The sequence below is a fragment of the Tunturiibacter gelidiferens genome, from assembly GCF_014201335.1.
GTDB classification, from domain to species: Bacteria; Acidobacteriota; Terriglobia; order Terriglobales; family Acidobacteriaceae; genus Edaphobacter; species Edaphobacter lichenicola_E.
In genome coordinates this window covers 100,145-113,309 of the sequence record NZ_JACHEB010000008.1, presented here as the reverse complement: position 1 = coordinate 113,309, position 13,165 = coordinate 100,145, and the positions used below count along the sequence as shown (strand labels likewise).

General features: G+C 57.6%; 9 protein-coding genes. 3 read left to right on the top strand and 6 right to left on the bottom strand.

The genetic code is table 11. The features are described 5' to 3' along the window. Positions 1–19: 19 nt before the first annotated feature. Entirely contained in the window at positions 20–1,477 is a 1,458-nt protein-coding gene (locus tag HDF14_RS16720) for a PKD domain-containing protein (RefSeq protein ID WP_183978847.1), read from the top strand. A 635-nt stretch (positions 1,478–2,112) separates the two neighbouring features. Here the strand turns inward: HDF14_RS16720 and HDF14_RS16715 are convergent. Next, a complete protein-coding gene (locus HDF14_RS16715) occupies positions 2,113–4,752 on the bottom strand; it encodes a penicillin acylase family protein (RefSeq protein ID WP_183978845.1) in 2,640 nt (879 codons plus the stop codon). A 152-nt stretch (positions 4,753–4,904) separates the two neighbouring features. Between HDF14_RS16715 and HDF14_RS16710 the strand changes: the two genes are divergently transcribed. Further along, a complete protein-coding gene (locus HDF14_RS16710) occupies positions 4,905–6,527 on the top strand; it encodes a Na+/H+ antiporter (RefSeq protein WP_183978843.1) in 1,623 nt (540 codons plus the stop codon). A gap of 24 nt (positions 6,528–6,551) precedes the next feature. Here the strand turns inward: HDF14_RS16710 and HDF14_RS16705 are convergent, their stop codons facing one another. After that, positions 6,552–7,586 carry a CPBP family intramembrane glutamic endopeptidase gene (locus tag HDF14_RS16705; protein WP_183978841.1) on the bottom strand — a complete coding sequence of 345 codons (1,035 nt, stop codon included), beginning with the start codon at positions 7,584–7,586 and terminating at the stop codon, positions 6,552–6,554. A gap of 134 nt (positions 7,587–7,720) precedes the next feature. Here HDF14_RS16705 and HDF14_RS16700 point away from each other — a divergent pair, with 134 nt between their 5' ends. Further along, positions 7,721–8,725: a DHH family phosphoesterase gene (locus HDF14_RS16700; protein ID WP_183978839.1), complete on the top strand. Its 1,005-nt coding sequence runs from the start codon at positions 7,721–7,723 to the stop codon at positions 8,723–8,725. 204 nt (positions 8,726–8,929) lie between these two features. Here HDF14_RS16700 and rseP read toward each other — a convergent pair whose 3' ends face one another. From rseP to HDF14_RS16680, 4 genes are all read right to left on the bottom strand, one after another. Then, entirely contained in the window at positions 8,930–10,324 is a 1,395-nt protein-coding gene (gene rseP, locus HDF14_RS16695; RefSeq protein WP_183978838.1) for an RIP metalloprotease RseP, read from the bottom strand. A 36-nt stretch (positions 10,325–10,360) separates the two neighbouring features. Continuing rightward, entirely contained in the window at positions 10,361–11,551 is a 1,191-nt protein-coding gene (locus HDF14_RS16690) for a 1-deoxy-D-xylulose-5-phosphate reductoisomerase (protein ID WP_183978836.1), read from the bottom strand. Between the two features lie 163 nt (positions 11,552–11,714). Then, a complete protein-coding gene (locus tag HDF14_RS16685) occupies positions 11,715–12,248 on the bottom strand; it encodes a hypothetical protein (RefSeq protein WP_183978834.1) in 534 nt (177 codons plus the stop codon). 9 nt (positions 12,249–12,257) lie between these two features. Beyond that, the gene (locus HDF14_RS16680; protein WP_183978832.1) at positions 12,258–13,061 is read right to left on the bottom strand and encodes a DUF2092 domain-containing protein; all 804 of its coding nucleotides are present in this window, start codon (positions 13,059–13,061) and stop codon (positions 12,258–12,260) included. Between the last annotated feature and the right edge of the window lie 104 nt (positions 13,062–13,165).

The window sequence follows — 13,165 nt, the reverse complement described above, 5'->3', positions numbered from 1 at the left end:
GGTTGCCTGGGGGATTTCCATGACGAAGCGCCTTGGATGGATCGGAGTTCTCAGTCTGGTATGCGCTGGGGTGAGCGCTGGGCCGGTGATTGAGGCGCAGAATGGGTCAACCCATCGGACAGGCTCGAATTCCGGGACGGCTCATGGGCAGCAATCACCTGCGCGCAATTCTGCCACTCCGCCGAAGGCCGCGACGACGAACAGGGGTCAGCAGGCGGCTCTGGCAGCACAAAGGCGATCCTCTAGCGCCGCACTATTGCCACCAGCAGGGACCGTACAAGCGCATCCTTCCGGTGCTGTACCGGCGCAGAGTTCCGCTAGCCCACAACCTCAGCCAGCCTCGTCAAATTCGCTCGTTGAACCGAATATTCACGCCGTGCAGCAGCCTGCTGGGCCGACAGCGTATGGCGTGGTCCCCCCGCCATCGGCCGGTACAACGACCGGAACGCTGATGATGAATCAATCGAACCAGACACCGGCCAGTGTTCCGCCATCGGGAGATCAAACGCAGCAACCGCCGGAGTCAGATACCTCGAACCAGAAGCCGTCGAAAGATCAACCGACGCCAACGCAGTCAACGAATATTCAGAACCGGAAGCCACCAAGGCAGAAGCCGATGCCGCCGCCCGCCGGACCACCTTTGCCGATCAAGGGGCGAAACCGTCCGCCAGACTGGCCACAACCTATACCATCACCGCTGTTCCCTTTGCAGCAAGGGGTTCCGTTGCAGCGGGGGATTCCGACGAGGGGTGATCAGCAGCCATTGCCTGCTGCACCGTATTCGCAGCACACGCCAAGCCAGCCGCCGGCAGGTATCGCAGCCGCAGTGCCAGTTAGACCGCAAGGGGATACCTCGACAGAAGACGGTCAACCAGCGCCGCCACCGCCTCAACCTACGCCTCAAGATGCGTCGAAGCCCGACCAGTCAGGGCCGCCAAAAAGTCTGGATGGAGGAAACTTTGTGCAGGTTCACCAGCCCACACCGGATCCTCCTCCTCTTCCGCCGCCCGTTTTGAACTTGACCGCATCGTCGTCTCGGCCCGCGGTAGGTAAGCGGGTAGTCGTGACGGCAGCGTTGAATCCCTCACACGCAGGGACGAGCTATCAGTTGAACTGGGGAGACGGTTCGGCCGTGGAGACGGTGAGCGATTCGGCCACGCATCGCTATGCCAAGGCGAAGACGTATACGGTGTTGGCGAGAACAACAACCGTAGACAAACTGCAACTGAATCATGAGATTGTGTTGCACGTTCAGCCTGTGATCTGGCCCCGGGTTACCGTGCTGCTCGCATCGATGGCTGGGTTGGGATTGCTGAGTTTGCCCATGCTGGTGAACGTGACTACAGGCTGCCGGTGGGACACGCCAAAGATGACTTTTGTGGACAAGCAGCCCTATGTGTCGTTGAGTTTCGTACCTGATGTGGGGCCCGCGGAAGAGCGCATCACGTTCTTAAAAACGAAGCGCAGATCCGGATAGGAGCAATGATGACAAAGCCTGAAGAGCAGAGCGAAAAGAAGGACACAGCGGTCCTCACTGAGGATCTCAGCCTGGGTGATCTATTTTCGCTGGTCACAGGCGGGGAGGCGGAGACAGAGCTCAAGGTAGCACTTGGCGCGGAGGAGCTGACCGAACTGCGCAAGAAGGTGCCCAAGATGATCTCGTGGAGCAGTATTCAGGAGGGTGTCACCGATTCGCTCGAGGAGACAATGCACGTGAGTGTGTTGTCGTTGCTGGCGAATGGTTGGAAGCACTATTCAAAGTTCATGGAAGACGTGAAGCGGAGCCGTGGTAGCCCGGAGACAGAGATCGTCTCTGTGCTTGCAGACCACTCGATTCACTCCACCCTGCACCCGCATGTGGATGTGCGGCTCGGGGGCAAGACTGTTCACGAGATTGCATTCGACGTTGGGCTGGTGACGACGATCCGCGGGCTGGTACTCGGGTTGAAGAAGGGAGAGATCGTGTCGATTGAGCTTGGAGAGTGCGAGTGGACCGGGAAAATTGCGGTGGCGGAGGTGGATGTCCTCGAACGAAAGCTCAAGAAATTAACTCTGCCGGGACATCTCCGGCTGCAGCATGGTATTCCGGTCCCCTTCGGACGCGAGGAAGCGCTATCTGGGAGTGAGAGTCAGTGTGTGGGTGGTGGCCGTCTCGACTGCGGTATGGCTGAAGGGCAGCGGGAAGGTGGTGCCGTGATACCAGGCGGGCCACTGGTCCATGAACCAGGCACTCAAAGGGTTGGACGATTCGCCGAGGACAAGGTTCAAGGTGCTGTGGTCGAGATCGGAGAGGTCGGCGCTGAAGCGCTCGGAGGGGCCAAAGCTCCGGCCTACTTGCTTGACCGTGACGTCATCGCCACTTTGAGGTTGCAGCCCGGGGCTGGTGGGCACGCCGAGGACGCGCTGAAGAAGGTGAGACTGGCTGTAGATGGGGTGCTCGATGTCGCTGGGCCGGAACTGGCCGTAGCGCCACTTGGCGAGATCGATTGGAGCATTGTTGTCGGTGAGGGCCTTTGAAACGGCGGCTGTGAGCAGATCGTCCCAGGTGGGGTATGCGGGGGGGAGCCAACGACTGGGCGTGTGCATGATGAGCCACTCTTCGGCGTAGGCTTTGTTGCCCCAGGTGTAAAGAGCCGCTCCGGTGCGATGGGCTCCGGGCTGGAGATCCGATTTAATTTCGGGCTGGGACTTCAGTTGGGGATCGAGCAGAAGCGGCCACAGCGCGGCCCGAGTCGCGACGACGATGGCGGGAGCCGCGGCATCTGCGTCGACGTTGCCGTTCCAGTCACGGAGCAGGTCGGCAGCCTGATGGAGCCGCTTTGCCGCGACCTTGTCTGTGGTGAACTCGGATTTGCTTGTGTGATCGATGGCGTAGGCAAGGCGCTGCGCGATGACGTGATCGACGTCGGAGTAGACGTCGGTCTGGAGGGCGAGCATGTCGTCTGCGGTGAGTTTATCTTTGGTCTCGATGGCGCGTGCGGTGAGGACCTTCCAGATACGCTCGTTGCGGTAGGGCGCTGCCCAGTTGAGCGTGATGGGGTACGGGTAGTCGTCGCCGGTCACGCGCGAGTTGGCGGTGGCGAGGATGCCGTTGGGCGGGTCGCTCGCACGCGGAAGCTGATCGTACGGGATGGTTCCCACCCACTCCGCGGTGCCGTCGAGCGCGTCGCTGGGAACCGGGCTGATCGGGCTCGGCGTGGCGATGTTGCCGCGAATCGGAATCTTTCCCACCGCGTGGTAGCCTATGTGGCCCTGATCGTCGGCGTAAACGACGTTCTGTGCAGGGCCTCCGAAGGTGGAGAATGCCGAGACGAGGCTGGCGCCATCAGTCGCGGTGTTCACGGCGTAGAAGGACGGCGTGATGTTTTGCGGATCGTAGATCGTCCAGCGAAGAGAGAGGCTACGCTTCTCGCTCGGAAACATGCCCGAAACGATAGGGGTCGTCACGCCGCCGTGCTGAGTCGCAGGGACGTCGAGCAGAACATCCTTCGCGCCTTTGACGTGGATCACCTCCCGCTGATGAATCACGGGATGCCATGCGTTGTCGGAAGATTGATATTCCATCGTGTCGCCGCTGCCGCGTGTGTGTTCGATGTAAACGTCCTGCACCTCGGCGCCAAGGTTGGTAAAGCCCCATGCAACATGGGCGTTGTGGCCGACGATAATAAACGGCACTCCAGGCAGAGAGACTCCCGAGACGTGAAGCTCGCCATTTGCTGTAGGCGCTTCAAGATCCGCCTGGTACCAGATGCCCGGTACATTGTGCGCGAGGTGCATGTCGTTCGAGAGCAGCGGCTTGCCGGTGACCGTGTGGGCGCCCGAGACGACCCAGTCGTTCGAGCCCGCGAAGCAGCCCTCGCAGACCGGATTCTTGAGAGTCTCGTGCAGCGCAAGAAGATCGTCAAGATTCGCTGTCGGAAGTGACGGCTTGCGAAGCTTCGTCTGCGATTCATCCAGCGGAACATCTGGAATATCCTGCTGCGGCGCGGTCAGATCGATGGTAGGTTGAGCAGGCGGATGATCGCGCCACGAGTCCACGGGGTAGAGGTCGCCGACAAGATGAGAAGGCAGAAGCGCAGTCAGGGCCTCACGATTCAGCTGCGTCGGAAAGCTGTTGGTCAGGTCCTGAAACATCACCAGGCCAATGAGAAGCGAGTCCCGAGGAGTCCACGGCGCCGGTTCGTATCGCAGCAGCCGAAACTCGAGTGGCAGATGAGCGCTCTGTGTGGCAATGGACGCATTGACGCCGGCGGCGTAGCGCTCAAGCAGATGCAGTTGGTCAGGAGGAAGAATCGCGAGAGCGCGGTCGGCAGCGGCTCGAATCTGCAGGGTGCGTTGTGCCCGATCGTGCGGAATCAACGGTGCACCGAGAATCTCGGCAAGGTTCCCGGCAGCATGGCGGCGTAGCGCGTCCATCTGCCACAGCCGATCCTGTGCAGTTACGTATCCCTGTGCCATCACCAGGTCGTCGAGCGAACTCGCCCGAAGATGCGGAACGCCATGTGCATCACGCTGGACAGTAACCTGCGCCGAAATGCCGGACACCGAGATCGAGCCGTCGATCTGGGGGAGGGCATCGCGCATGGCCTGCCTTGTCCAATGACGCCCGTAAAAGAACCCAACTGTAACGCAAAGAACAACAAGCGCGGTGAAAATAACGACAAGTCGATAAAAGATCCGTCTGCGTCGAACCTTTAGAGCGGTCCGGGCTTCTTCCGGGGAGGCAGCGGCGATGGATTCGTACGGATTCATGGCTTGATCGAAGTGTAAATGGTGAGCGGCGATTGGCGCGCAACTGGAACCACCACCGCGCACCTCAATTAATTTGGTTTACTTAGCATCATTTTAGAGACACTGTGTGTAATGTAGGTCGAACCGCGGTGCCGGCCCGAAACGGAGGTGTTATGGAAGTTGGATCGAGTCTGCATGCCGTCGAGACGGTCATCCTTCTGCTGCTTGTGCTGGTCGCGGGGTTTGCTGCGATGGCGCGCCGGATCAAGGTGCCGTATCCCATCGTGCTCGTGCTGGCGGGGCTCATCATCAGCTTTCTGCCTCGTATGCCGCGCGTGCCTCTTGATCCCGACGTCGTCTTCGTCGTCTTTCTTCCACCGCTGTTGTACGCATCCGCGTGGGCAATGTCCTGGCGTGAGTTTCGCCGCAACGCAATCGTGATTGGCCTGCTGGCATTTGGGCTGGTCGGATTTACGGTGTGGGGAGTCGCTTTCTTCTCCGACCACTTCATCACTGCGCTCGACTGGAAGGCGGGCTTTCTGCTCGGCGCCGTGGTGGCGACAACCGATGCGATCGCCGCGACCTCGATCGCAAAGTCGATCGGCCTTCCCAGGCGCATCGTCGACATCCTCGAAGGAGAGAGTCTTCTCAACGATGCGACCGGTCTGCTCGCGCTCGAGATAGGGATCGGAATCATTCAGGGCAGCCACACTCCAACCCTCGGTGGCGGCTTTATGAGGCTGCTTTATCTGGTCTTCGGAGGAATTCTGATCGGGCTGCTGATCGGAATTGTCATCGGCTGGCTGGAAAAGTTCATCGACGACGGTCCCGTCGAGCTCGTGGTGAGTCTTGTCGTTCCGTACGCAGCTTACCTCGCAGGAGAACATGCGAAAGCATCTGGAGTCCTGGCAGTAGTGGCGAGTGGAATCTACATGAGCCGCAAGAGCACAGAGTTCTTCTCGCCCGCAGTGCGCCTGCAAGTGAATGCGGCGTGGGATGCCTTGACCTTCATGCTGAACGGCCTGGTCTTTGTGCTGATCGGCTTGCAACTGCCCTACGTGCTCAATGGCATCCATGGCAAGTTTGGCAGAGGTACGCTGATCTGTTATGGAATCGTCTTCAGCGTTGTGTTGATCGTGCTGCGAATCGTCTGGGTCATTCCTGTCTTCAAGATTTCGGCGTATGTCGAGCGGCACTGGATGAAACATAACGTAGAGGAGATGCAGCCACGCGAGGTCTTTGTCGTGGGCTGGACGGGGATGCGCGGCGTGCTCGCGCTCGCAGCCGCCATTTCGGTTCCGGAGATAGTTGGGGCGGGAAGGTCTGAAACAAGAAACCTGATCGTGTTTCTAGCCTTCTGCGTAATCCTCGTCACTCTGGTGCTGCAGGGCCTCACACTGCCCGTGCTGATTCGTATGCTGGGCCTGGCGGGCAACACAGGAATGGACCCCGAGGAAAGAGAGGCGAGGCGAATCGTACTCCGCGCGGCTGTTCATCATCTTGAAGAAGCGCGCAAGCGGGATAGAAATGGCGACGAGCATCTGTACGATGATCTGATTCATCGCTACAGGCATAAGCTCGCAGCCGTTGGCGGAGGCGCCGATGGAGATCTCGAAACCATCGACACCGAGACCATGACGCGATCGCGAAGCATTCTCGAAGACGCGCTGCAGACCGAACGACGCACTCTCATCTCCCTGCGCGACAGCGGGCGCATCGGAGACGATGTGCTCCGAACCATGGAGCGAGAACTAGACCTTGCGGAGACGCGGTATCAGGGAACGCCGATCGTCTAGTTCGATCTTGTAATATCTGACGTCTCAGGACTCGATGGGACGCTCCATGAGGCGCGTATAGCCTGCGTGCGTGCGGGGTAAGGTAAAGATAATCACCAGGACAATCAAAATAATGATTGGCAGGATGATGATGCTGCCTTCCGGGCCGGTCGTGCCTCCACTCAGCAGCGGCTTGCCGACGGGATGCGTGGCAAGGAGATGGTGCTGGACCATGATGCCGCTGTCAGCTACTCCATAAAGGTAGGATTGGCCCCAGTCCCACGTGGTGTGGAAGCCGATAGCCCACCAGAGAGAGCCAGTGCGCCACAGAACAAGGCAGAACATCATGGAGGCAAGGCCGGCAGTGAGTAGCCCGATGGGCGACTCGCCGGGGTTGCTGCCATGGGCGAATCCGAAGAGCAGCGAAAAGATGACGGCCGAAGTCCAGAAGCCTAGAGCCCTGCTGTGAGGTGTTTTGAATACCCAGTGAAAAAGACCAGCGAGGCCGCGAGTGAGCGTGTATTGGAGATAGCCGCGAGTGAGGTACTCCTCTAACAAACCAACAACGAAGAACATCACGAGCCACTGTGCGCCATAACGAAAGATATCTGTACCGAAGAGGAGACGCTGATCAAAGACAAGAAAGCCGGCCTTCCAGAGGATGAAGATGAATGGCGACAGGCAGATAATTCCCCAGGCCAGACCAGCGATAAAGTGAGGGACCTTGCTCGAGCCTCCAAGTCCGTAAATCCCGATCGGGCGGCGTTCGATCTTCGACATGATCCAGGTAACGAGGCAGACTCCCAGAAACGGAATCGACTCGTTCAGGAACATGAAGAAGTATGGGATGGTTTTATCCGGCGAAGTGGTGTGGCTCGGAGGATGAATCTTGTGCGTGATGAAGTTGGCCGTGAAGAGAAAGGCGGCGAGGAGAGCAACGAAGAGCAGGATGCTCCAACCGGCGCGGAGTCCTTCGTCGCCAAAGAAGATGTTGCGCAGCGTAGAGGGATGTTCAATGGGCGATTGATCGGTCGGAGGGAGCGGCGGGTCTGGGAGTAGATCTGTCGTTTGGGTCTGCAAAGGAATCCTCTTGGTAAGGACGGTATACGAAGCCGGCCAGGAGTAAGTTCCATGAAATCACAGGAATCGCCAGAGACGCGGGGTGCGCTATGCTGGACTCTTCACACCTTCGAGAAAGGTGTTGAGCGCGGGAGATGGCCGATTTGGACTGTAAGATCTTTTATCACGATAAGTGTTTCGATGGAGCTTGTTCGGCTTCGTTATTTACGCGGTTTCACCGGGAACGCGTGAAGACGGCAGACTCGTACTCCTATCATGGGCTCGTACATCGAGCTGGAGCGCTCTTTGACGAGGCGGAGTTCACCAGCGGCGAGAACGCAATTGTGGACTTCAAATACTCTGCTTCGCCAAAGGTTACGTGGTGGTTTGACCACCACCAGAGCGCATTTTTAACACCCGAGGATCAGAAGCACTTCGAGGCTGGACAGGCCGACGGGTCTGAGCGCATGCGAAAGTTCTTCAACCCGAACTACATCTCGTGCACGAGCCTGATCGCAGATATCGCGCAGGTCAACTTCGGTTTTGATACTGCACCAGTGCTGGAATTGATCAAGTGGGCCGACATTGTGGACGGTGCGCGATACGAGAGCGCCAAGGCCGCAGTCGAGATGGCTGAGCCAGCGATGAAGCTGACGATGGTGATCGAAAGCTCTTCGGACCCGACGCTGGTCCAGAGACTGATTCCGATCCTGACTGAGATGAGCCTGCAGCATGTGTTGGATCAGGGATTCGTGCAGGAGCTGCTCGGTCCCCTAATGGACCGGCATTGGGCGGCACTCGAGCTGATCAAGCAGCGATCGACAGTGGATCAGGGCGTGATCACCTTCGACATTACAGATCAGCCGACCGAGGGCTACAACAAGTTCATCCCGTACTACCTGCACCCTGATGCGACCTACAACGTGGGCCTGAGCAAGTCGAGCTTTCGGACCAAGGTGTCGGTGGGAACGAATCCCTGGACGAAGTTGATGCCTTCAGAGCTGGTGAATCTCGCTGCGATCTGCGAGCGCTATGGCGGCGGTGGCCACGCGCGCGTAGGCGCGATCAGCTTCCCCCCCGACAGAGAAGACGAAGCGCGAAAAGCTGTGAGCGAGATCGTGACAGAACTGCGATCAGCTTCCAGTGGTGGCAAAAAATAGTTGAGAACTGTGGCGCATTTTTCGTGGCCGGAAAAATGACGGTTTTCCCACCACGTTGACCACGCATTCCACCACGTTCTCACCAGCAAGACGCCACACCGAAAACGTACTTTTTCTAAAACACCCCTCAAAAAACACCGGCAAAAACAATAAAACCCCGGAACGGTTCAGCTTGCTCCGGGGTCTTATTTTTTTCCGAAATTTTTAAGGTTTGAGCTTCGTGAAGAGATTGAGTTTCGTCAGATCGTTGAAGATGACGAACGCAAAGAACGCCAACAAACAGACGAACGCAACCTGATAGACCCGTTCCTTGATCTGCTGGTTCACATCCCGCCGCATGATGGTTTCAATCAACAAAAATAAGATCATGCCACCATCGAGAATCGGAATCGGCAGAAGATTAAAGATTCCCAGATTCAACGAGATATAGCTCATCAACCCAATCAGCGGCATCCACCCCGGCATCTGCGCGGCCTGATGAATCTGCTGCCCAATCCCAATCGGACTCTGCAAACTCTTGACCGAAACCTGCCGCGTAAAGAGCCGCTTCAGCACCTCAACAATCAGCAAAGATCCCTTCTTGTTGAACTGCCACGACGCAACCACGGCTTTATCAAAGGGCAATCGCTCTACTTTGACTGGCGGCTGCACCGCAACGAAACCAAGCCGATAGTCCTTTTCCTTAGGCCCGCCGGGTGTTTCTGCGAGTTCGGGAGTGACTTGAATCGGGAGGGTCTGCGCTGTGCCATCCGCTGCAGTGCGCTGAATGACGAGGGACGCGGGCTTGCCTGCCTGATCCTGAAGGTAGGACAAGAGAGCGGGAACGGAGTGCAGCTGAAGACCGTCAATGCTTACGATCTTGTCGTGCGGTTTGAGGCCGGCGCGGGCTGCAGGCATGCTGGGCTCAAGCGAGTCGACCTGGACAGGTGTGGTCTGCATCTTCGGAATGATGCCGAGGTTGTCGAGTGAGAAATCGTCGGGAGCACCCTTGTTTTCAACGAAGAGTTTGGTATCCGTACGTTGGCCGTCGTGAATGAAAGAGAAGGGGATGGTCTGGTTGAGATTCAGCAGAGAACGAATGCCGACCTGATCCCAGGTGGGATTCTCGATGGTGTCGTAATGGACGATGGTGTCGCCGCTGTGGATTCCGGTCCGGCTCGCGGGTGTGTTCAAGGTGATGTAATCGGAGTGTGCGGGACCGTCGATGAACTCCTGCACTTCATTGTGGAGCATGGAGACGCCGGTCATGAGGCCGAGCGCGAGAATGAAGTTGGCGAAGGGGCCGGCGAGAGCAACGAGGATGCGCTGCCAGCGAGGATGGGCGTTGAAGTCGCCCGGATCGGTGGGTGCCACACTGCCGGGGCTGAGTTCGTTTCCGGAAAAACCCATCTCGCCCGCCATCTTCACGTATCCGCCAAGGGGGACGGCGGCGATCTGATACTCGGTGTCGCCGCGGCGGAAGCCGAAGAGGCGTTTTCCGAAGCCGATGGAGAACACTTCAACGCGGATGCCGCAGAGCTTGGCGACGGCGAAATGGCCGAATTCGTGGACTAGGACCATGATGCCAAGGACGATGGCAAGCTGGATGATTGTCGACATGGAGAGAGTCAGGACCTCATTGCTGTTTCGGTTTTGCTACCGTCGGGCGACAGTGAACTGGCGGGCAATCACTTCGCGCGCACAAGCACGCGCGACAAGATCTGCATCAAGCACATCGAGGATAGACGCCGGAGATTGGCCGGAAGTTAGCTGCAGCACAGTCTCTATTGTACGCGGGATGCCTAGGAAGGGGATACGTCCTTCGAGGAAGGCGGCGACGGCGATTTCGTCTGCGGCATTGAGTGCTATGCAGGCTTTTCCTCCGGCTTCGACTGCTTCGTAGGCGAGGCGAAGACAGGGGAAGCGGGTGAGGTCGGGTGGGGAGAAGTCCAATTGGGAGAGCGTTGTGAGGTCGAAGGTGAGGGATTCTTTTTCGGTGACCGCTACGCGTTCTGGGTAGGCGAGCGCGTAGAGGATCGGGAGCCGCATGTCGGTGACGGAGATCTGGGCGAGGATGCTGCCGTCGACGAACTCGACCAGGGAGTGGACCGTGGATTGAGGATGAATAGTAGTTCGGACCTGTTTGGCAGGAAGATTGAAGAGGCGGCAAGCTTCGATGACCTCGAAGCCCTTATTCATCATGGTGGCGGAGTCAATGGTGATGCGCTGGCCCATGACCCAGGTGGGGTGTTTGAGAGCTTGTTGGGGAGTAATGTGCTCGAATTCGGCGATGGGGGTGTTGCGGAAAGGGCCTCCCGAGGCAGTGAGCCAGATTTGTTTGACCTCGGCTGGGGCGCCTCCGCGCATACACTGATGGACGGCGTTGTGTTCTGAGTCGATGGGGAGGAGAGCGACCTTGTGTTGCTTCGCGGCGGCGATGATGAGTTCGCCTGCGGCTACTAGGCACTCCTTGTTGGCGAGGCCGATGGTTTTTCCAGCGCAGACAGCGGCGTAGGTGGCTTCGAGACCGGCCACACCGACGATTGCCGACACTACGAAGTTGACCTCTGGCAGGGTTGCGACGCGGATGCTTCCCGCGGTGCCGTGAACTACTTCGATGTTAGTGATGCCCTCGGCTTTGAGACGGGATATCAGGCTTTCGGCTAATGATTCTGTCGCGAGGGAGATGACCTTTGGGCGCCAGCGGAGGCATTGGGCGAATGCGGCGTCGATATTGTTGCCGGCGGCGAGGGAGATGACCTGGTAGCGGTCAGGAAACGATTCGCAGATAGAGAGAGTGCTGTTGCCGATCGAGCCGGTCGAACCTAGGATCGCTAACTTTTTCACAAGCTTTATTTTCGCAGAGTTTGAGGGGAGATGTTGCGAGGTCATTGTGCGGCGGGTTCGAGCGGCGAGATTCGAAAGATGGTCTGAAGCAAAAGGGCCTCTTCATTAGAGACCCTTTGCTTCAAGTGTGATCATTCTGTTCAGGTTTGAAGATTTGGTTTGGTCATCTTGGTGCGCTGACGACGACGTAGGTTGTCGTGGTGCCGGCCATTTGCGGTTGATACCAAGTGCTGCCGCATTGTTGGTAAGCGAGTCCGTTGACGATGGTCGTGACGCACCCTGATGGTGGACTGTTAACTATCGAACCGACGACGGCAGCCGTGACAACGGCTGTGGCTGTAACGGCCGCAGCTACAGCAACGGGGTGGTAACAGCAGCCACCACCGTAGTAGCCGCCTCCATAATAGCCACCGCCGTGGTAGCTGTTATTGACGTTAACGTTGACGTTGCGATTAACGTTGACGTTGTTGTTGTAGTTGCGATTGACGTTGGTGTTGTTGTTGACGTTGCGATTGACGTTGGTGTTGTTGTTGTAGTTGCGGTTGACGCTGCTGTTGGCTGTGCTGCGGGTCGCATGACCACCACCGCCGCCGTGGTAGCCTCCACCACCGCCACCCCGCCTTTGCGCTGATAGATGGGTGCTGAAGACGAGAGCGGCCACGAAGAAAAGAGTGAGGAAAATACTGGATCGCTTCATAGGTCTCCTTTACTGGGCATTCTTGGTGGTATCGGCGTTGAGGTCCTTGAGTGGGATGCGTTCGGCACCTTGCGGCGGATCGAAGGTGAAGGTCGCGTCGTTATAAGAGGGGGTTAGGTTCCAGGTGAGTGTAGAGGTATGCTGTGGCCTGGCATCGTCGGTAAGGGTCCGGATAACGAACTTTTTGGGAAGCGGGAAGTCTCCCAACTGGATCCAGATCTGCCAGTCGAGGCCCTCTTGACGAAAGGCGTAGTGTTCGCAGGTGATGCCTCCGACCGAACTGGGGCCGACGTCTATGGCGGAGGTGATCTTTTTGATGGCAGCTTCGTCATTTCCCCACTTGAATAGATCGACCAGAGGAATTTCGATGCCGTACTCGTTATAGATTTGATCAATCAACTTGGCCGTTGTGGGCGGCGCTGGAACGGTGGCGTAATAGTTGAGGAGCTTGCCGTAGACGGTAAAGTTTTTTCCGTCGTAGAAGAGGAAGGTGTTTCTGTCGTCACCCTTCAGCTCGGCGCGGAGAAGATTTGGACTCACAGCCAGCAAAGTGCTCGATCTGGTATCTGTGATGATCTCTCCATCGTCGAGAACATCATCGTTTGAAGACTCCGAGTCGACCTGAAACGCTTTGAGGGAGCGCAGATACGTTCCCATCTTGTTGAGGGCGTCCATGGCGTCTGGGTCGATTTCAGGCGCTTGTTTTGCATCGGCTGCCTGTCCTGTCTTTGCCAGTACTCGAGTATCGACTGGATTACAAAGGATCGCTGCTATCCCCAGGAGGATCGCCCCAAACCGAGCTAAATACTTCAAAGATGTTCGAGACCTCTCGGATTCGATGAGGTTCGATTTGGAAGAGGAGTGATTCCAAGAAGCGGGGGGTTTTTCAAGAGGGATCATTTTATGCCTCGCTAACA

Excerpts from the sequence above, each read along its gene's own strand:
- HDF14_RS16685 (WP_183978834.1), bottom strand. The coding sequence starts at position 12,248 with ATGAAGCGATCCAGTATTTTCCTCACTCTTTTCTTCGTGGCCGCTCTC.
- rseP (WP_183978838.1), bottom strand. The coding sequence starts at position 10,324 with ATGTCGACAATCATCCAGCTTGCCATCGTCCTTGGCATCATGGTCCTA.
- HDF14_RS16715 (WP_183978845.1), bottom strand. The coding sequence starts at position 4,752 with ATGAATCCGTACGAATCCATCGCCGCTGCCTCCCCGGAAGAAGCCCGG.
- HDF14_RS16700 (WP_183978839.1), top strand. The coding sequence starts at position 7,721 with ATGGCCGATTTGGACTGTAAGATCTTTTATCACGATAAGTGTTTCGAT.
- HDF14_RS16710 (WP_183978843.1), top strand. The coding sequence starts at position 4,905 with ATGGAAGTTGGATCGAGTCTGCATGCCGTCGAGACGGTCATCCTTCTG.
- HDF14_RS16720 (WP_183978847.1), top strand. The coding sequence starts at position 20 with ATGACGAAGCGCCTTGGATGGATCGGAGTTCTCAGTCTGGTATGCGCT.